At 66.7% G+C, this 20,386-nt stretch carries 16 protein-coding genes; 6 read left to right on the top strand and 10 right to left on the bottom strand.

All coding sequences use genetic code 11. The features are described from left to right. The first annotated feature begins 9 nt into the window (after positions 1 to 9). Together C1A30_RS31035 and C1A30_RS31030 are read left to right on the top strand one after the other, a co-directional pair. A complete protein-coding gene (locus C1A30_RS31035) occupies positions 10 to 1,119 on the top strand; it encodes an epoxide hydrolase family protein (protein WP_101952057.1) in 1,110 nt (369 codons plus the stop codon). After that, positions 1,120 to 2,493, top strand: a complete 1,374-nt coding sequence (locus C1A30_RS31030) for an NAD(P)-binding protein (RefSeq protein WP_101952056.1) — start codon at positions 1,120 to 1,122, stop codon at positions 2,491 to 2,493. On the opposite strand, the gene C1A30_RS31025 is transcribed toward C1A30_RS31030, so the two are convergent. From C1A30_RS31025 to C1A30_RS30990, 8 genes are all read right to left on the bottom strand, one after another. Then, complete coding sequence (locus C1A30_RS31025) at positions 2,483 to 4,252, bottom strand: YhgE/Pip domain-containing protein (protein WP_101952055.1); 1,770 nt, start codon at positions 4,250 to 4,252, stop codon at positions 2,483 to 2,485. The genes C1A30_RS31030 and C1A30_RS31025 overlap by 11 nt on opposite strands. A 2-nt stretch (positions 4,253 to 4,254) precedes the next feature. After that, entirely contained in the window at positions 4,255 to 4,896 is a 642-nt protein-coding gene (locus tag C1A30_RS31020) for a hypothetical protein (RefSeq protein ID WP_101952054.1), read from the bottom strand. A gap of 80 nt (positions 4,897 to 4,976) precedes the next feature. Continuing rightward, positions 4,977 to 6,800, bottom strand: a complete 1,824-nt coding sequence (locus C1A30_RS31015; protein ID WP_101952053.1) for an ABC transporter ATP-binding protein — start codon at positions 6,798 to 6,800, stop codon at positions 4,977 to 4,979. Further along, the gene (locus C1A30_RS31010; RefSeq protein ID WP_101952052.1) at positions 6,797 to 8,701 is read right to left on the bottom strand and encodes an ABC transporter ATP-binding protein; all 1,905 of its coding nucleotides are present in this window, start codon (positions 8,699 to 8,701) and stop codon (positions 6,797 to 6,799) included. The genes C1A30_RS31015 and C1A30_RS31010 overlap by 4 nt, the downstream gene beginning before the upstream one ends. A 15-nt stretch (positions 8,702 to 8,716) precedes the next feature. Beyond that, on the bottom strand, positions 8,717 to 10,609 hold the full coding sequence (locus C1A30_RS31005) for an ABC transporter ATP-binding protein (protein ID WP_101952051.1): 1,893 nt from the start codon (positions 10,607 to 10,609) through the stop codon (positions 8,717 to 8,719). Between the two features lie 52 nt (positions 10,610 to 10,661). Next, positions 10,662 to 11,210: a chromate transporter gene (locus C1A30_RS31000; protein ID WP_101952050.1), complete on the bottom strand. Its 549-nt coding sequence runs from the start codon at positions 11,208 to 11,210 to the stop codon at positions 10,662 to 10,664. Then, the gene (locus tag C1A30_RS30995) at positions 11,207 to 11,770 is read right to left on the bottom strand and encodes a chromate transporter (RefSeq protein WP_101952049.1); all 564 of its coding nucleotides are present in this window, start codon (positions 11,768 to 11,770) and stop codon (positions 11,207 to 11,209) included. Before C1A30_RS30995 ends, C1A30_RS31000 begins: the two co-directional genes overlap by 4 nt. After that, a complete protein-coding gene (locus C1A30_RS30990) occupies positions 11,763 to 12,752 on the bottom strand; it encodes a phosphatidylserine/phosphatidylglycerophosphate/cardiolipin synthase family protein (RefSeq protein WP_101952048.1) in 990 nt (329 codons plus the stop codon). Before C1A30_RS30990 ends, C1A30_RS30995 begins: the two co-directional genes overlap by 8 nt. A 151-nt stretch (positions 12,753 to 12,903) precedes the next feature. Here C1A30_RS30990 and prrA point away from each other — a divergent pair, with 151 nt between their 5' ends. Next, positions 12,904 to 13,614, top strand: coding sequence for a two-component system response regulator PrrA (gene prrA / locus C1A30_RS30985; protein WP_200828571.1), 711 nt, complete (start codon positions 12,904 to 12,906; stop codon positions 13,612 to 13,614). 37 nt (positions 13,615 to 13,651) lie between these two features. Continuing rightward, the gene (locus C1A30_RS30980) at positions 13,652 to 14,998 is read left to right on the top strand and encodes a sensor histidine kinase KdpD (RefSeq protein ID WP_101952046.1); all 1,347 of its coding nucleotides are present in this window, start codon (positions 13,652 to 13,654) and stop codon (positions 14,996 to 14,998) included. Positions 14,999 to 15,076: 78 nt separating this feature from the next. Here C1A30_RS30980 and C1A30_RS30975 read toward each other — a convergent pair whose 3' ends face one another. Beyond that, positions 15,077 to 15,439: an FKBP-type peptidyl-prolyl cis-trans isomerase gene (locus C1A30_RS30975; RefSeq protein ID WP_101952045.1), complete on the bottom strand. Its 363-nt coding sequence runs from the start codon at positions 15,437 to 15,439 to the stop codon at positions 15,077 to 15,079. Positions 15,440 to 15,462: 23 nt separating this feature from the next. Between C1A30_RS30975 and C1A30_RS30970 the strand changes: the two genes are divergently transcribed. Together C1A30_RS30970 and C1A30_RS30965 are read left to right on the top strand one after the other, a co-directional pair. Further along, a complete protein-coding gene (locus C1A30_RS30970) occupies positions 15,463 to 15,711 on the top strand; it encodes a DUF2630 family protein (protein WP_067805083.1) in 249 nt (82 codons plus the stop codon). Continuing rightward, entirely contained in the window at positions 15,708 to 17,246 is a 1,539-nt protein-coding gene (locus tag C1A30_RS30965; protein ID WP_101952044.1) for an NAD(P)/FAD-dependent oxidoreductase, read from the top strand. Before C1A30_RS30970 ends, C1A30_RS30965 begins: the two co-directional genes overlap by 4 nt. Here the strand turns inward: C1A30_RS30965 and C1A30_RS30960 are convergent. Then, complete coding sequence (locus C1A30_RS30960; protein ID WP_369974192.1) at positions 17,243 to 20,380, bottom strand: adenylate/guanylate cyclase domain-containing protein; 3,138 nt, start codon at positions 20,378 to 20,380, stop codon at positions 17,243 to 17,245. The two genes, C1A30_RS30965 and C1A30_RS30960, sit on opposite strands and share 4 nt — an antisense overlap. Positions 20,381 to 20,386 lie beyond the last annotated feature (6 nt).

The following is a 20,386-nucleotide window of genomic DNA, read 5'->3' as shown; positions in this document are numbered from 1 at the left end:
GATCGGTAAGTGGCTCAGATCAATCCTTTTCGCATTTCCGTACCCGACGCCGACCTCGCCGATCTGAAGGACAGGCTCGCCCGCACCCGATGGCCGGAGGCCGAGTGCGTCGACGACTGGACTCAGGGCATCCCGCTGAGCTACACCCGGGAATTGGCCGACTACTGGGCAAACGAATACGACTGGCGCGCACGCGAAACCGCGCTGAACCGGTTCGACCAGTTCACCACCGAAATCGACGGTCTCGACATTCATTTCATCCACCAGCGCTCACCGCAGGCGGACGCGTTTCCGCTACTGATCACCCACGGCTGGCCGGGATCGGTCGTCGAGTTCCACAAGGTCATCGAACCGCTCACGGCGGCGGGTTTCGACGTGGTGTGCCCGTCGCTGCCCGGCTACGGGTTCTCCGGTAAGCCGTCCGCACCGGGTTGGGGCGTCGAGAAGATCGCGGAGGCCTGGGAAACGTTGATGACCCGGCTCGGATATGAGCGCTATGGCGCCCAGGGCGGCGACTGGGGCGCGGCGGTGACGACGCAGATCGGCCGCAACGGCGGACGCTGCGCGGGCATTCACCTGAACATGCCGCTGGCCCGGCCCAGCGGCGAGCTGACGAACCCCACTGACGCCGAGAAGCGGGCGCTGGAGCGGATGGACCACTACCAGCAATGGGACAGCGGCTACGCCAAACAGCAGTCCACCCGGCCGCAGACCCTGGGCTACGGGTTGACCGACTCCCCCGTCGGGCAGCTGGCGTGGATCATCGAGAAGTTCTGGTCGTGGACGGACGCCGACGGGCATCCGGAGAACGTGCTGACGCGTGACGAGTTGCTCGACAACGTGATGCTCTACTGGCTGACCGCGTCGGCGGCGTCGTCGGCCCGGCTTTACTGGGAGAGCTTCCGGGTCTTCGACATGGCGAAACGCAAACGCGTCGAACTGCCCACCGGCGTCGCGTCGTTCCCGAAGGAGCTTCTCCGGGCACCGCGGTCATGGTGCGAAACCGAGTACAACATCACGCACTGGACCGACATGCCGCGCGGCGGGCACTTCGCGGCGTTCGAGCAGCCTGAGCTATTCGTCGACGACGTCTCGGCGTTCTTCAGTACCGTGCGCTAGATGGGGCGGACGATCGAGGCCGATTACCTGGTGGTCGGTGCGGGCGCGATGGGGCTCGCGTTCACCGACACCCTGGTCGCCGAATCGGACGTCTCGGTCGTGGTGGTGGATCGCAACGACCAGCCGGGCGGGCACTGGACGACGGCCTATCCGTTCGTGCGGTTGCACCAGCCGTCGGCCTATTACGGGGTGAACTCACGCAAGCTCGGCAGCGACACCATCGATCAGGACGGGTTCAACGCGGGCTACTACGAGCTGGCCAGCGGCGCCGAGGTGTGCGCGTACTTCGACGCGGTGATGCGCCAGCATTTGCTGCCGACCGGCCGGGTGACCTATCTGCCGATGAGCGAGTATCTCGGCGACGGCCGGATCCGCACGCTCGGCGGTGAAGACATCGAGGTGGTCGCGCGTCGCGTCGTCACCAGCCATGTGGAGATCGTGGTGCCGTCGATGCGGCCGCCGTCCTACTTCGTCGACGGCGTCGACTGTGTACCGCCCAACGCGCTGCCGCGGATCCGGGATGCCCGCGAGCGCTACGTGATCGTCGGCGCGGGCAAGACCGCGATGGACGCGTGCCTGTGGTTGCGCAAGCACGGCGTCGCGGCGCAGCGGTTGACGTGGATCAAGCCGCGCGACTCGTGGATCCTGGATCGCGCTGCGGTGCAACCTGGTTCGCAGTTCGCCAAGCGGGTGCTTCGTGACTTCTCCAGCCAACTGGCCGCGGTGCACGAGGCCGAGTCGCTACCCGATCTGTTCGACCGGCTGGAGGCCAAGGGCTGCTTGATGCGCATCGACACGTCGGTTGAGCCGACGATGTACCGGTGTGCGATCTTGTCGCAGGCGGAACTCTCGGAGTTGAGGGGCATCGATGACGTCGTGCGGATGGGGCACGTCGAGGCCATCGAAGAAGGCCGCGTCACGCTCGAGGGCGGGACGGTGGACGTCGACGGGTCCGCACTGTACATCGATTGCAGCGCAGACGGTTTCGCTCAACGGGAGCCGGTACCGGTGTTCGACGGCGACCACATTTCGCTGCAGGCTGTGCGGACGTGCCAGCCGGCTTTCAGCGCCGCGGTGATCGGGCATGTCGAGGCGACGTATCCCGACGACGACACCCGCAACGCGTACTGCGGGCCTGTGCCCTATCCGCGGGTTCCCACCGACTGGCTGCGAATGATGCTGGCGTTCAACAAGAACCAGCTGCAGTGGTTCTCTGACCCGGACATGATGGCATGGGTCGACAAGGCGCGACTCAACGTGCTGCACCACGTGTCGGCGGGCGTCAGCGAACGGGCCCGCGAGAAGATCATCTCGGTGCTGACGTCGCAGTTGCCCGCGATCAACGACAAACTGGAAACGCTGCTCACACCTTGATCGCGGGCAGCAGCCGGTCGAGGTTCCACAGTCGGTTGCGGCGCGCCGACAGCGATGAGATCAGCAGTGCGACGGCCCACACGCTGCCCAACACGATGATCGCCTGCCACAGTCGGTAGTCGATGCCGCCGAGGATCAGTTGGCGAAGTCCGTTGACGCCGTAGGCCATCGGGTCGTAGGTGTGCAGTATCTGGAAGGGCCGCGACGTGGTCTGCACCGGATACATGCCGCCCGCGCTGACCAGCTGCAGCATGAGCAGCGCCATGATGAGCACTCGCCCGACGGCGGGGCCGACGAGCGCGTTGATGGCCTGGGTGGCCGCGACGAACGAGCACGAGATCAGCACCATGAACCCGAACATCGCGACGGGATGCGCGGCCTGCATGCCGAGTGCGAATCGCACCACGCAGTACAGGATGCCCGCCTGGATCACCCCGATAGCGACGGCGGGCAGGTAGCTGGCAAGCACCACGCGCAGGGCCAGCACCTCGGCGGCGATGGCCCGGTTCTGCAACGGCCGCAACACCATCCACAGCACCAGCGCGCCGAAGAACAACGCGAGCGTGAGGAAGAACGGCGCCATCCCGGTGCCGAAGTTGGGCGCGGCGTTCTCATGGGTGGTCTGCAAGTTCACCGGACCGCCGATGGTGTCGGCGATCGCGTCCTGCTGCCGGGTGGTCCAATTGGGCACCTGCTTGGCACCGTCGCCGAGTTTGGTCGCCAGCTCGGACGAGCCCGAGCGCAGCTGTGCAGTACCGGTTTTCAGCTGCTGCGCACCGTTGTCGAGTTGGACGATGCCGCTGGCCAGTTGCGCGCTGCCCGACGCGAGCTGCCGAACCCCGCTGCGCAGTTGCGTCAGCTTGTCGGTGAGCTGTTGTGCGGTCGGGCTGAACTCGTGCGCCCGGAGTTGGTCGCGGACTCCGCGTAAGGTGGCTGCAGCGTTGTTGGCCAACGGGTCTGGGCTGGCGGACAGTTGATCGATGACCGACGACATCGTGGTGGCCGCGGCGTTCTGCGCGGCGGTGACGTCGCCCAGTGCTGTGACGAGCGGATCGGTGGCCTGGATGATCCCGTTGGACAGCTGCCTGGCGCCGGAGGACACCTGCGCCGAACCGGATCGCGCGGTGTCCAGGCCTGCCGCGAGTTGCCCTGCGCCGTCGTCGACCTTGGCCGCACCGTCGGCGAGTTGTCGGGCACCGTCGGCGGCCTGTTTGATGCCGGCGCCGGAGGAAACGATCGTCGCCAGCACGTGATTGACCGCCTGTCCGGAGATCCGGGTCGACACCGCGTTGAGCACCTCCTGCATCGCGGTGGCGCCGATGCTGGACGAGATGTAGTTGTTGGCGTCGTTGAACACGGCGATCAGGTTGGCCTGCCTGGGGTGGTCGGTGGTCGCTGAGGCGATGGCTTCGCTGAAGTCGGGCGGCAACTCGACCATGAAGTAGTACTCGCCGTGGGCGACCCCGCTGCGCGCCTGCGCGTCGTTCACCACATGCCAGTCCAGGCCGCCATCGGCGGTCAGGCTCTGGGTGATCTGCTCACCGGCGTTGATGTGCTGGCCGGACACCACCGCGCCGCGGTCCGAGTTCACCAGTGCCACCGGCATCTTGTTCACTTCACCGAACGGATTCCAGAACGCCCACAAGTAGAGCGCACCGTAAACCAGAGGCAACAGCATCAGCACGACGATCGCCACGCGGGTCAGCCGGTTGCGCGCGAAACGTTTTATCTCCGAACCGAATGCGAGTCCTGCCAACATGGTCAGTCACCTCCGGTCGGGTTGTGCAGCGGGTTGGTCACGCCGACGACGACGGTGAAGCGTTCGGCGATCGCTTCGAGCCGTTCGACGGCGACCGCGCGGCGCGCGATGTCGCGAACCTGCTCGAGGTCGCCGACGAAAAGGATCGGCCGTCTCGACAGCAGCGCCAACGTGATTCGCAGCAGGAACAGTTCGAGGTCGGACAGTTCGACGATGTAGGTCTTGGGCGCAGGCGGGTCGATGTCGCCGAACACCAGGTCCATTTCGTCCTGGCCGGCCTCGATGGGCACGCGTGAGTACCACGGCGCCAGCCAGCGCCGCTGCTCGGCGAGCACGGTCTGCACGGTGACCGACTCGTCCAGGTCGTCGATGTCTTCGAATGCCGCGATCGCGCAGTGCCGACGGATCGCTCGCGGTTTCGTGTCGCCGAGCACGGTCAGCGTGCCGTGGCTGGGCTTGAACCGGCCCGCGAGCGTCAGCAGCAGCGTGGTCTGCTCGGGCCCGCCGGGCATCTGGATGGCGTGGAAGCCCGCTGTGAGCGAGAGATCGACGCCGGAGAACAAGGGCCCGTGTTCACCGTCCACCCCCAACCCGGTGGCGACGATCAGCGGCGGGTCGGGTTCGGGCTCGTCCTGTGCGTCCACGGGCCCATCTTCGTTGACGCTGCGCTCACGGCGCCCCTCACTCGCACATTTACGCCATAACCGCAGAGTCAACGGCCGAGTCAGGCCAGCGATTCCACCCACGCGCGATGCAGCGCGGCATACCTGCCGTCGGTTCTGCCGATCAACTCGTCGGGCGCGCCGTCTTCGACGATGCGGCCGTGGTCGAGCACCAACACCCGGTCGGCGACCTGCACGGTGGACAGCCGGTGCGCGATGACCAGCGCGGTGCGGTCGGCCAGCACGGTCTCCAACGCCCGCTGCACCATCCGCTCGCTGGGGATGTCCAGCGACGACGTCGCCTCGTCGAGTATCAACACGGCCGGGTCCGCGAGGAACGCCCGCGCGAAGGCCACCAACTGCCGCTGCCCCGCCGAGAGCCTGCCGCCGCGCTTGGCGACGTCGGTGTCGTAGCCCTCGGGCAGCGCATCGATGAACCGGTCTGCGCCCACCGCCGCGGCGGCGGCCACCACTTCGGAGTCGGTGGCGTCGGGACGGCCGAACCGGATGTTGTCGGCGACGGTGCCGTCGAACATGAAGTTCTCCTGCGTCACCATCACGACGTGGCGGCGCAACTCGCTCTGCGAAATGTCCCGCAGGTCAATGCCATCCAACGTCACGGTGCCCGACGTCGGGTCGTAGAACCGCGCGATGAGCTTGGCGATCGTGGTCTTGCCCGCGCCGGTGGTGCCGACCAGCGCGACGGTCTGCCCAGCCGGCACGGTGAAGCTCAGGTCGGGCAACACCGGCCTATCGGCCACGTACGAGAACTGCACGTCGCGGAACTCGACATCGCCGCGGACCTTCCCGAGCGGGACGGGACGCGAAGGCTCCTTGATACCCGGCTTCTCGGCCAGCACCCCGGCCAGCTTCTCCAGCGCCGACGACGCCGACTGGAAGGTGTTGAAGAACTGCGAGATCTCCTGCATCGGTTCGAAGAACATCCGCAGATACAGCAGGAACGCCGCCAGCGTGCCGATGGTCATCTGGCCGTGCAGCACGCGGTAGCCGCCATACAGCAGCACCACGCCGGTGGTCAGGTTGCCGACCAACTTCACACCAGGCATGAAGATCGCCAGCAGCCGGAACGTGCGCTCGTTGTCCGCCTTGTAGCGGTCGGCGATGTCTTCGAAGATCTCCTGGTTGCGCGGCTCACGCCGGTAGGCCTGCACCGCCTTGATGCCGGTCATCGTCTCGACGAACTGCACGATCACCAGCGCGGCGCTTTCCCGCACCCTGCGGTAGGTCTTGGCAGACTCGTTGCGGAACCACCAGACCAGCGCCACCAGGATCGGGAACGCGGCCAAACACATCAAGCCGAGCCGAACATCAAGTGTGACAAGCAGAATGGCGGTGCCGATCAGCGTCAGCACAGCGGTGATCAGGCTGTCGAAGCCGGTCTCCAGCATGTCCTGGATGGCCTCGACGTCGTTGGTGGACCGGCTGACCACGCGACCGGAGGTGTACCGCTCGTGAAACGCGATGTCCAGCCGCTGGAAGTGCCGGTACACCCGGCGCCGCAACTCGAGCAGCACCTTCTGCCCGATCCGGCCGGAGCGCTGCAGGAAGAACATCCGACTGGTCGCCTGCACCACGACCACCCCGCACAGCACCGCGACGACGACCATCAGCGTGTGCGCCGAACCGCCGGACAGGATCGGCGGAATGCCGTGGTCGATGCCGCGCTGCACCAGGATCGGAACCGAAAGGCGCGCAGCGTTTTCCACCACAACGACGAGCGCAAGCAGCGCGACGGTCATCCGGTACGGGCGCAGCAGCGAACCGAGCAGCGCACGCGCCTCGCGGCGACGCGGCAGGCTCTCGTCGATGGGCAGGTTGTCGTCCTGCTCCTCGGTGAGCCGGCCCCGCCATTCGGTGGTCGTCATCGGCGTTCCGCCTCGAACGACACGTAATCACGCGGCTCGTGCTCTTCGACCAGATGCTCCAGCCGCGTTCGCTCTTCGTCGTCCTCCCATGCGCAGACCCGCTCGGCGCGGTCGTCGAGTTCGTCGTCGGCCGCCAGCAGGTAGCGGTACTGCGGCACGGTGGCCAGCAGCTGCGCGTGCGTGCCGATGTGGGTGATGGTGCCGTCCTGCAGCAGCGCCACCTTGTCGGCCAGCAGCACCGTCGACGCGCGGTGCGCCACCACGATGCCCGTCACGTGGTGCAGCACCCGGCGCAGCGCCTCCTCGACGACGGCCTCGGTGTGCACGTCCAGCGCGGACAGCGTGTCGTCGAGCACCAGGATCCTGGGTGCGGCGAGGATGGCCCGCGCCAGCGACAGCCGCTGCCGCTGGCCGCCGGACAGGCTCATGCCCTGCTCACCGATGCGGGTGTCCAGCCCGAACGGCAGGTCATAGACGAACTGCGCGGCGGCCACCTCGATGGCCTGCGCCAGCTGCGCATCCGTCGCATCGGGCCTACCAAGCCGCAGGTTCTCAGCCACCGACATCGAGAACAACGTCGGGTCCTCGAATGCGGTGGCCACCGCTTGGCGCAGCGCGGGCAGGCTCAACTCCCGGATGTCGCGGCCGTCGATGCGGATCGCGCCCTCGTTGACGTCGTAGAGCCGCGACAACAGCGAGGCCAGCACCGACTTGCCCGACCCCGTCGAGCCGACCAGCGCCAACGTCTCCCCCGGTTCCACGGTGGCATTCACATGCCGGAGCGCCCAGTCCTCCGAGTCCGGGAACCTGAAGCCGACGTCGACGAGTTCCAGCCTGCCGCCCTTCGGCGGCTGCGCGACCGGGCCGTCGGTGATTTCCCGTGGCGCGTCGAAGATCTCGGCGATCCGGTTGGCGGCGGTGAACGACTCCTGCGTCATCGACAGCAGAAAGCCCAGCGATGCGATGGGCCACACCAGCGACAGCATCATCGTGATGAACGCGACGAGCGTTCCCATGGTGACGTACCCGTGCCCGGCGGCGTACGCGCCGAAGCCAAGCACCACGATCAATGTCAGGTTCGGGATGACCTCCAGCAGCGTCCAGAACTTGGCGGACACCGACACCCGGCCGACCTGCGTCTCGTACAGGTTGGTCAGTTGCTCGTCGAAGCGGTCGTAGGCGTAATCCTCACGGCCGAACGATTTGACCACCCGCACCCCAAGCGCGGACTCCTCGACGTGGGTGGCGACGTGGCCGGACTGGTCCTGCGCCAACCGCGACAGCCGGGTGTAGGCCTGCTGAAAGTGCAGCACCGTCAACGTGATCGGCACGATCGACACCAGCACGACCACACCCAGCGGCCAGTACATCGCCAGCAGGATCGCCGTCACGACGGTGATCTGCAGGATGTTCAGCAGCAGGAACACCATGCCGAACGACATGAATCGGCGAATGGTGCTCAGGTCGTTCATGATTCGCGACAGCAGCTGACCGGACTGCCACCTACCGTGAAACGACATCGGCAGGATCTGCAGCCGGGCGTAGAGGTCCTTGCGGATATCGGCCTCGACGCCCATGGTGGCGCGCGCCACCAGCCAGCGCCGGATGAACCACAGCACCGCCTCCGAGACGCCGACACCCATCGCGGCGGCGCCGAGCACCCACAGCCCGCGCTGATCCTGGTGCCGCACCGGCCCGTCGATGACGGCCTTGGTCATCAGCGGAATGGCCACGGTGGCAACGAGGCTGGAGATCGCGACGAGCACCATCGCGATCCACCGCCCCCGATACGGCAGCAGGTACGGCATCAACCGCCACAGATCCGAACCGGTACGGTGACGCGCCGGCGGTCGCGCGATCGCCGGCGCCGAGCGCAGAGGTGCTGCATCGAGTTCAGTCAAAGCGATCCCAGCGTCTCATGCCGCTACGACATCCTCGGAATCCTTTTCGCCACCGAACTGCGTCTGATACAGCTCGGCGTACCGCCCGCGCCGGGCCAACAACTGGTCGTGGGTGCCGCGTTCGACGATGCGACCGTCCTCGACGACGAGGATCACGTCGGCGGCCCGAACCGTGGAGAGCCGGTGGGCGATCACGATCGACGTCCGGCCCGCCAGCGCCTCCGACAACGCCTGCTGGACCGCCGCCTCCGACGCCGAGTCCAGCGACGCGGTCGCCTCGTCGAGGACGACCACCCGCGACCTGCCGAGCAGCAGGCGGGCGATGGTGAGCCGCTGCCGCTGACCGCCCGACAGCCGGTAGCCGCGCTCGCCGACGACGGTGTCCAGCCCCTCGGGCATGTCGGCGACGACGTCGGCGAGGCGGGCCCGGTCCAGCGCACGCCACAGGTCGTCGTCCGTCGCATCGGGCGCGGCCAGCGTCAGGTTGGACCGGATCGACTCGTGGAACAGGTGACCGTCCTGAGTGACCATGCCAACGGTGTCCTTCAGCGACGCGAACGTCGCATCGCGGACGTCGACACCATTCAAACGGACCGCTCCCTCGTCGACGTCGTAGAGCCGGCCGAGCAGCGACGCGATCGTCGACTTCCCCGCCCCCGACGAACCAACGAGCGCGACCATCTGACCCGGCTGCGCGGTGAACGAAACACCGTGCAGCACTTCGTCTCCGCCGCGGTCGTCCAGCTCGGCCACTTCTTCGAGCGACGCCAGCGAGACGGCTTCGGCGGACGGATAGGAGAACCGCACATCGTCGAATTCCACCGTGACGGGACCGTCTGGAATGGCCACCGCCTTCGGCTTCTCCTGGATCAGCGGCACCAGGTCGAGCACCTCGAACACCCGCTCGAAACTGACCAGCGCGCTTGCGATTTCGACGTGCGCGTTGGCCAAGGCGGTCAGCGGTGCGTACAACCGGGTGAGCAGCAATGCCAGCGACACGATCGCACCCGTCTGTAGATGTCCGCCGATCGCGAGCACTCCGCCGAGCCCGTACACCAATGCGAGCGCCAGCGCCGACATCAGCGTCAGCGAGTTCATGAAAACCGACTGCAGCATCGCGGTGCGCACCCCGATGTCGCGCACGCGTCCGGCGCGCACTGCGAATTCGCGCGATTCGGTGGCAGGGCTGCCGAACAGCTTCACCAGCGTCGCGCCCGGCGCCGAAAAGCGTTCGGTCATCTGGGTGTTCATCGTCGCGTTGTGGGTGGCCGCCTCGCGGGCCAACTGCGCCATGTTGCGCCCGACCCAGCGGGCCGGGATCAAGAACAGCGGCATCAGGATCAGCGACAGCAGGGTGACCTGCCACGAGATGCTCAGCATGACCACGAGCGTCAGCGTCAGCGTGACGATGTTGGTGACCACGCCGGAGAAGGTGTCCGAGAACGCGCGCTGCGCGCCCATCACGTCGTTGCCGAGGCGGCTCACCAACGCTCCGGTGCGGGTGCGGGTGAAGAACGCGACGGGCATCCGCTGCACGTGATCGAAGACGGCGGTGCGCAAGTCGAGGATGAGACCCTCGCCGATGGTCGACGACAACCACCGGGTCACCAACGAGATGCCCGCCTCGGCCACCGCGACCGCGGCGATCACCCCGGCGAGCGCGACGACTGCGCCGAGCGCGCCGCGGCCGATCTCGTCGACGACCCTGCCCGCCAGCAGAGGCGTCGCCAGCCCCAGCATCGCGCCCACCACGCTGACCGCCACGAAGCCGCCCAACCTGCGGTGGTGCCGGCCAGCGAACCGCCAGATGCGCAGCAGCAACCCCCGGTCGGCCAACAAGCGCAGGTCGCCGCCCCTCGCGCGGACCTGCCGATACAGACTTTGCCGCGCGACCGTTTCAAAACTCATGAAATCACCGTAGAACCTCAACAATTGATGAGGTCAACGGCTTCCCGCTGCCTCAGACGATGCCCAAATACCCCAGTACGCCTGCGGCGAAAACCACGAGCAGCGGGTTCAGCTTGGTGCGGACGAAGATCAGCGTGCACAGCGCGGTCAGCAGGTAGGCCCGCCAGTCGTGGTCGGCGGCCCGGCTCATCACCAGCGATGTCGCCATGATCAGGCCCACGGTCAGCGGCGCGAAGCCCTTCTCGACGGCGATCCGCCACTTCGCCTTCTGCGCCTTCTGCCAGAACAGCGTGACGGCGTACATCAGCGACGCCGCAGGCAACAGCATGGCGGCGGTGGCGATCAGCCCACCGACGATCGCGCCAGGGACGCCGCCGACCGTCAGGCCCGCCCCGTACCCGACCAGCGTCACGATCAGAATGCTCGGCCCCGGCGCGGTCTGCGAGATCGAGAAGATGTCTGCGAACTGGCCGTCGGTCATCCAGTGATGAGCCCTGACGGCCTGCATGTGCATCTCGGGCAGCACCGCGTTGCCGCCGCCGATCGACAGCAGGGACAGCGACGCGAACAGCGCCGCGACCTGAAGGTAGGTGTGAATCATGTGGGCTGCTTCTTCGGCCACGCCCAGATCAGGCTGACCGGCGCCAGGATCGCCAGCACTGCCGGAAGTGGCCAGCGCACAATGCCGTTCAGCACGAAAGCCGCCGCGAAGAGCAACACCGGCACCAGCCCGGTCAGGCACTTCTTGCCGGTCTGGATCACCATCGCCAACGTCAGCGCCACCGCCGCCGCCGACGCGCCGTGCAGGACACCCTTCACGGCCGGGATCTCCTTGAACCGGAAGTAGAAGAAGGCCGCGACCATGATCAGCACGACCGGCACCAGGCACAGCCCGAACACCGCGGCGAGCGCGCCGGGCAGACCGCGCATCTTCGACCCGGCGAACACCGCCATGTTGACCTGATTGGCGCCGGGCAGGATGCGGCACATCGTCATCGCGGACAGGAACTCCTCCTCGCCCATCCACTGCTTCTCGACGACGAGCACCTCCCGCGACCAGGCGGACAACCCGCCGCCGAACGATGCGAGCGCGATGTGGTTGAACGTCCACGCGAGTTCGAACAGCGTGACTCTGCCGGGCCCCGCGTCGACCTCACTCATGCATCAGGTCGTGGTCGTGGGGGAAATCGTCCTCCTGGTGCTGGGCCGGATCGAGCGGATCCGGCGCCTCGTAGTGATGAGAGGTGTCCCAGTCGCTGTCGAAGACCGCCTTGAGCCGGCCGACGATGGCCGGGTCGTCGGTCATGATGCCCAGTTCGCGGCGCAGGTCGAAGGCGCTGCGGTCGATGTTCATCGAGCCGACGAGCGCGTGGCGGCCGTCGACGATGATCAGCTTGGCGTGCACCCGCAGGTTCTTCTGCTTGTGCACCTTGACGCCGAAGCGCTTCAACGTCCGCAGCGACGCGAAGGTGTCCAGGATATCCCATTCGCTGATGCCGTGTTTGCCACCGCACAGCACATGCACCTTCACACCGCGATCGGCGGCCGCGGCCAGCCGCTCCAAAATAACGGCGTCGACATATTTCGGATGCTGCACATCGAGCCGCTCGGTGGCGGTGTCGATGAATTGCGCCATGTGATATCGCGAATTGGAATTGCTCCACAGCAGGCCTTCATAAGCCGAACAGTTCCAGTCACGCTCTTCCCAGTCGGCGTTGAATACCTCGATGATCTGCGCGACGTGATACGGGTTGTCGGTGATGACGCCGTAGTCGCGGGTGAGGGTGAAATACTTCTCCATCAAATTGAAGGTCGCGACGAGCGCCACATTATCGTCGACCACGATCGACTTTTCGTGCGTCACATAGAACTTCGAGCTGGACCACTTGACCGCGACCCCGGCGTTGCGGAGTTGCTCGAAGGTCTCGTCGTTGGCCCTGTCGCCGCCGGAGCGCGCGGCATTGAGCATGACGCGGACGTCGACGCCGGCATTCTTGCGGTCGATGACGGCGGCGATCAGGCTCGGCTCGGTGAATGTGAATTGCTTGATGAGAAGCGAATTCTGTGCGGAATTGATGAATTCGCGTACCGGGTCCAAGCCGTCATCGGGCTCGACAATCAAACGGGGAGACTGCGGGAGCATGATTTCGCAGATGCTAGCACCGGGTGTTTAGCAGCGCTTTGCTATCGGGGGAACGTTCAGCTGGCTGTGACACGGCGGTGACAAGACCGCCACAAGGGTGATGCCGAGTCCAACGGGTGGCTGCCACATCCCCGGCATGTCTTCAGGCAAGATTGCGGGCATGGACAGTGGAGCGGCATCGCCCCGCGTGCTCGTAGTCGATGACGACCCCGACGTGCTGGCGTCGCTGGAGCGCGGACTTCGGCTGTCCGGATTCGACGTGTCGACGGCCGTCGACGGTGCCGAGGCGCTGCGCAGCGCCACCGAGACGCGGCCCGACGCGATCGTGCTGGACATCAACATGCCGGTGCTCGACGGTGTCAGCGTGGTCACCGCGCTGCGGGCGATGGACAACGACGTGCCGGTTTGCGTGCTCTCAGCGCGCAGTTCCGTCGACGACCGGGTGGCCGGGCTGGAGGCGGGCGCCGACGACTATCTGGTCAAGCCGTTCGTGCTGGCCGAGTTGGTGGCGCGGGTCAAGGCGCTGCTGCGCAGGCGCGGCGCGACGGCGACGTTCTCGTCGGAGACCATCACCGTCGGCCCGCTGGAGGTGGACATCCCCGGCCGACGGGCCCGCGTCAACGGCGCCGACGTCGACCTGACCAAGCGTGAGTTCGACCTGCTCGCGGTGCTCGCCGAGCACAAGACCGCGGTGCTGTCCCGGGCGCAGCTGCTCGAGCTGGTGTGGGGTTACGACTTCGCGGCGGACACCAACGTCGTCGACGTGTTCATCGGCTATCTGCGGCGCAAATTGGAGGCCGGCGGTGCACCCCGGCTGCTGCACACGGTCCGCGGCGTGGGGTTCGTGCTCAGGACGCAGTGATGAGCGCTCGCGCGAATCGCCCGAGGACGCAGTAGGCATGAACCTGCTGTCCCGGATCTTCCGCAGCACACCTTCGCTACGCACCAGGGTGGTGGTCGCGACGGCAATCGGGGCGGCGATTCCGGTGCTCATCGTCGGCGCGGTGGTCTGGGTCGGCATCACCAACGACCGCAAGGAACGGCTGGACCGCAGGCTCGACGAGGTGGCGGGCTTCGCGATCCCGTTCCTGCCGCGCGGTCTCGACGAGATCCCCAAGTCGCCGAACGACAAGGACGCGGTCATCACCGTGCGCCGCAGCGACGGCCAGGTGACCTCGAATTCGGATATCGAACTACCCCGGTTGGCGCCGGGCTATGAGGACACCTACGTCGACGGCGTGCGGTACCGGGTGCGCACCGTGGAGATCCGCGGACCGCAGGGCCCGATTTCGGTCGCCGTTGGCGACACCTACGACGCGACCATCGCCGATACCAACAACCTGCATCGCAGGGTGATCATCATCTGCCTGTTCGCGATCATCGCGTCGACCATCTTCGGTTGGATGCTGGCCACATTCGCGGTGCGACCGTTCAAGCGGCTGGCCCAACAAACGGGCCAGATCGACTCGGCAGAGGAACCGCCGACCATCGAAGTGCACGGTGCCACCGAGGCGGTCGAGATCGCCGACGCCGTCAAGGGCATGCTCGAACGCATCTCGAAGGAGCAGGACCGGACCAAGGCCGCGCTCGCGTCGGCCCGCGATTTCTCCGCCGTGTCCGCTCATGAACTGCGCACGCCGCTGACCGCGATGCGCACCAACCTCGAGGTGCTGTCCACCCTGGATCTGCCGGAAGAGCAGCGCAAAGAGGTGGTCAACGATGTGATCCGCACCCAGTCGCGGATCGAGGCCACGCTCGGAGCGCTGGAGCGGTTGGCCCAGGGCGAACTGTCGACCTACGACGACCATGTCCCGGTCGACATCACCGAACTGCTCGACCGCGCCGCGCACGACGCGATGCGGGTGTACCCCGATCTCGACGTGTCTCTCGTGCCTGCGCCGACGGTGATCATCGTCGGGTTGCCCGCCGGTCTTCGGCTTGCCGTGGACAACGCGATCGCCAACGCGGTCAAACACGGCGGCGCGAAGCGGGTGCAGTTGTCGGCGGTGAGCTCGCGGGCGGGCGTAGAGATCGCGATCGACGATGACGGCGTCGGCATCCCAGAAGAAGAGCGACAGCTGGTGTTCGAGCGGTTCTCGCGCGGCTCGACGGCGTCGGTGTCCGGCTCCGGGCTTGGTCTGGCTTTGGTTGCGCAGCAGGCCGAATTGCACGGCGGCACAGCCTCATTGGAGAACAGCCCGCTCGGCGGGGTGCGGCTGCTGCTGCGGCTGCCCGGCCCTAGTTAGCGGGCGGGTGCGCCGAACGTGAGCTTGCGCGCGAAAAAATTGAGAAATTTCGCGCACGAGCTCACGTTCGACGAAGGTCTAGCGCGTGGCCAGCAGGTCGATGACAAATATCAGCGTCTTACCCGAGAGGCGGTGCCCGCCACCTGCCGGGCCGTAGGCCTGCGCAGGCGGGATGGTCAGTTGGCGACGACCGCCGACCTTCATCCCTGGGATGCCGTCCTGCCAGCCCTGGATCAGGCCGCGCAGGGGGAACTCGATCGACTCGCCGCGATTCCACGAGCTGTCGAATTCTTCGCCGGTGTCGTACTCGACGCCGACGTAGTGCACTTCGACCGTGCCGCCTGGCACGGCCTCCGCACCGTCGCCGACCACCAGATCTTTGATGACAAGGTCGGTCGGCGCAGGCCCGTCGGGAAACTCGATCTCTGGCTTGGTACTCATCGCACTCACCGTAGTCTGGATTCGTGACCAAGGATCAAGACATTCTCGCTCAGGTCAACAAGCTCGTCGCCGAGGAGAAGGAACTGCGGGACAAGCTGCAGCACCACGAGATCGACGAATCCGAGGAGCATCAGCGGCTGCGCGCGGTGGAAGTGGCACTCGATCAGTGCTGGGACCTGCTGCGGCAGCGGCGGGCGCTGCGCGACACCGGAGGCGATCCCCGCGAAGCCAAGGTGCGGCCTGCGGATGAGGTCGAGGGTTACCTCAACTGAACCAGCGCTATGACGCCATAGTTGTCGGCGGCGGACACAACGGCCTCGTCGCGGCGGCCTACCTGGCGCGAGCGGGCCGTCGGGTGCAGGTGCTCGAACGGCTTGACCACGTCGGAGGCGCGGCGGTGTCCGCGCATGCCTTCGACGGCGTGGACGCGCGACTGTCGCGCTACTCGTATCTGGTCAGCCTGTTGCCGCGGCGCATCATCGACGAACTGGGCGCTCGGGTGCGGTTGGTGCGCAGGCGCTACTCCTCCTATACGCCCGATCCTTCGACGGCGGGACGCACGGGCCTGCTGATCGGGCCGCAGTCGACCTTCGCGGCGATCGGGGCGGGCGATGACGAGGCCGGCGTCGACGAGTTCTACCGCCGCTGCCGCGTCGTGACCTCACGGCTGTGGCCGACGCTGACCCAGCCGCTGCGCACCCGCGACGAAGCGCGGCGGCACGTGGCTGACGACGAGGCGTGGCGGTTCATGGTCGACGAGCCGATCGGGCATGCCATCACCGCGGCGGTGTCCAACGATGTGGTGCGCGGCGTGCTGGCCACCGACGCGTTGATCGGGACGTTCGCCCGCACCGACGATCCGTCGTTGGCGCAGAACATCTGCTTCATGTACCACCTGTTGGGCGGCGGCACCGGCGACTGGGACGTGCCGGTCGGCGGGATGGGCGCGGTCAGCGGAGCGCTGGCGGCGGCGGCCGCCGGACACGGTGCCGAAATCGTCACGGGCGCAGAGGTTCTCGCGATCGATCCCGGCGGTGAGGTGCGCTACCGACGCGATGGCGATGAGCACACGGTGCACGCCGATCACGTGTTGGCGAACGTCACGCCGGTGGTGCTGGCGAGGCTGCTGGGTGAACCCGAGCCCGCGTTGGCGCCCGGTGCGCAGATCAAGGTCAATCTGATGCTGCGCCGGTTGCCGAGACTGCGCGACGACAGCGTGACGCCCGAGCAGGCGTTCGGCGGCACGTTCCACATCAACGAGACCTACAGTCAACTCGACACTGCGTACATCCGGGCCGACCACGGTCTGGTGCCCGAACCGCTGCCCTGCGAGATCTATTGCCATTCGCTGACGGATCCGAGCATCCTGTCGGATCGACTGCGCGAGTCGGGTGCGCAGACGCTGACCGTGTTCGGCCTGCACACTCCGCACAAGTTGGTCGCAAACGCCGAACCCGATCGGATGCGGGACACATTGACGTCGGCGGCGCTGAACTCGTTGAATTCGGTTCTGGCTGAACCGATTCAAGATGTGCTGATGGAGGACTCGGCGGGCAGGTTGTGCATCGAGGCGAAGACGACGTGGGACCTGGAGCAGTCGCTTGGCATGACCGAGGGCAACATCTTTCACGGTGCGTTGCAGTGGCCGTTCGCCTCGGACGACGAGCCGTTGGAAACCCCGGCGCAGCGGTGGGGTGTCGCGACGGCACACGACCGGATCATGTTGTGCGGCTCGGGATCCCGTCGAGGTGGCGCGGTGTCGGGCATCGGCGGCCACAACGCTGCGATGGCGGTGCTGGAGAGCTAGGGCATCTGGGCAGCCGACGCCATGTGGCCCTCATAGCCGTACTCAGCGGCCATCTGCCGATAGCCGTCCCTGAGTTCGCCGTAGGCGGCGGCGTCACCGCGCGCCCGCGCCAGCAGCGCGCGCAACCGCAGCAGCGTGAGGTCGCGCACCGCTACGTGATCGAGGGGTGCCGCAGCCAACCGCTCGACAGCGGTTTGCGCTTCGGCCATATCGTCCTCCGTGCCACGCTCGAGCAACGTGATCACCAGAACGGTTGTCGCCCACATCGAGAACGTGAACTGGCCGCTGTCATACAGCGTGTCCATTGCCGCCCGCATCACCGGGAACGCAGCGTCGAAATTCCCGCCCCGTGCGTCCTCGCGCGCGGCGTGGAGATCGAGGACGGGAAGTTCGGATTTGAAGAACTGTTTGCGGTCACACATCGCACGGAGCTCGGCCAGCATCTGCAATCCGCGTGACGTGTCGGCACGCGTCTCGACCAACGCGGCACCCAACATGTAAGTGGTCAGTCCCACCGCGTTGTGATCGCCGATTTCGCGGGCCACGCGGAACGCCTCCTCCATTTCGGCCCATGCGCCGTCGTCGGCGACCAGCGAGCCGGCCAGGAACAATGCGGCATACTTGTACGCCACCACGCTGGCGAATGTGAGTAGGTCGTGCTCGCGGGCCATCGCCACGGCTTCGTCAAAGTCGTTGTGCCAGCCCACGATACCGAGGAACAAGCGCGCGTACCCACGGAACACCAGGGCCAACGCCAGCGGCGACCCCGTAAGCAGCGAGCCCCTCAGCGGATCGCCGTCGGCGATGTCGATGCCGACCTGGGCCCACCGCAGCACATCGGCCATCGGACCTGTTTCCTGTTTGATGGCCAAGGGCCCCCACAACATCGCGAGCGTCGCATCGGGGTCACCAATGGATTCCAGCAGCGCTTCGTTCTCGGATGCCAGTAGTACGCCTTCGGCCACCCGACCCTCGGCCATGGATGCCGACATCTGTCCCAACATCGCCATGGCGAGTGACCGCTTGTCTCCTGCCGCCTCGCACAACTCGCGCAGCTCGTCGAACCCCGAACGGGTGAAACTGTCCGCCGACCGGAACGTCGTCGCGCACAGATTCGTCCGCGGCGCGATCCGCATCACGAGACGGTCCGAATCGTCGCGCGGTAGCGCATCGGCAACTTGCTGTGCGCGTTGCCAACTCGCCCGTGCGGCGCCGATGTCACGCGACGCCGACCAAGCACCGGCCCGCATGTGCCAGTCATAGGCCGCGTGGGCGTCGCCTGCCGCCTCGTAGTGTTCCGCGATCATCGGTGCATTCTGGTCGCTCTGGTCAAGTGTGGCGGCCAACCGTCGGTGCAACTGCGCCCGATCGGCTTTCAGCTGTGACTCGTAGGCGACGGCACGAATCAGCCCGTGCCGGAACGCATACCGGGGCGTCGGCCCGAACTCGATCTGATCCACCAACTCCGCCTGGACGAGATCGGCCAGTGCCGGTTCGATGTCCAATGCCGTCAGCGTTTCCGGGGCGAACTGAGATCCGATCACCGCCGCCGCGTTGAGCGCCCGCTTCGCGGCTGGCTCGAGACGGTCGATGCGCGCGGCGATCACAGCCTGCAACGTGCTCGGCACGCTTACCTCCCTGGCCGGTTCCACGCACAGATAGCATCCGCGACCGCCGATCAACACGTCCCGCTCCTTGAGGTCGCGGACGATTTCCTCCGCGAAGAACGGATTGCCGCCCGCACGGTCGGCGACCAGGTCGACGAGTTCGGTCACCGACCGGTCGTCGCCCAACAACTCGGCACCGAGTTGAGCCATCTGCGAATCATCCAGCGGCTCAAGGGCAATGGTCTGCGCCCGGGATATGCGCGCGAGCGCGCCCGCATACTCAGGGCGATACGTGATCAGCAGCAGCGACCGTGTCCGCGGCACGACGGCCACAAAGTCCGCGAGCATCGACTCGCTGATGTTGTCGATCCAGTGCGCATCCTCGACCACATAGACCGTCGGCGTGCTTCTCGCGAGCGCCGCGGCATTCACCATCGCCGCCACTCGCCGCCGCCTGGCATCGGGGTCGATCTGCGCGAGTGACGCCTCCGGGTCGCCGATGCCGAGGAGATCCTCCAGGATCAACAGGTCGTCGTCGTCCGCTCCGGAGAACCGCGTCCGGATCCGTACCCTGGCCTCAGCGGCATCCAGATCGGCGATGCCGGTCGCGGCCCGCAACAGACTGGCGGCGGCATGGAACGGGACGTCGGTGGTGTGCGACTCGCAGTGTGCCGTAACCACCTCTGCGCCAAGATTCGTTGCACGCGAAGCGATTTCGCGGACAAGGCGGCTCTTGCCGATGCCGGGCGAGCCCACCACCCCGACGACAGCGCCGTTGCCTTTGACGGCCCGCTCGAGCAGCCCGTTGAGCGCTCCCACCTCCCACTCCCGGCCGACGAACGTCGCCTCGGCGCGGTCGGTTCGCCTGCCGGTCGCGACGCCGAGAAGCCGGTGTGCAGGCACCGGCAACACGGCGCCCTTGATGTGCACGAGTTCCGGTTCGCCGAGCACTGCGTTGTTTTCGACCAGCCGCGCCGTCGATTCGCTCACCATCACACCGCCAGGCACCGCGACCGACTCCATCCGCTGCGCCATCCCGACCTGCTCGCCGACCGCGGTGTAGGCCAGCGGGCCCGCGCCGATCTCGCCGGTGATGACCTCGCCCGAATTCAGTCCGATGCGTAGCTGCAACGCGACGTCGTCGCGGCTCTGCACCTCGGCGGAGAGACCCTTCGCATCCTTCTGCACGTCCAACGCCGCACGGCACGCGCGCAGTGCGTGATCCTCGAACGCGATCGGCGCACCGAAAACCGCCATGATGCCGTCGCCGGTGAACTTGTCCACGGTGCCGCCGTAGCGCTGCACCGTCCTCGACGAGCGATTGAACAGTTCGGTCATGATCTCGCGGAGCCGCTCCGGGCCCACGGACGCCGCGATGTCCATCGAGCGAACGACGTCGGCGAACAGCACGGTGACTTGTTTGTACTCGGCGTGGCTGTCCATCACGGCGACGGGCGAACCACACGCGTCACAGAATCGGGCGCCGTCCCGCGGTTCGGCGCCGCAATTGCGACACGGTATCGCCACCGCCAA

It is taken from the genome of Mycobacterium sp. 3519A (genome assembly GCF_900240945.1).
Lineage (GTDB): Bacteria > Actinomycetota > Actinomycetes > Mycobacteriales > Mycobacteriaceae > Mycobacterium.
This window is presented reverse-complemented; position numbering and strand designations above follow the sequence as displayed.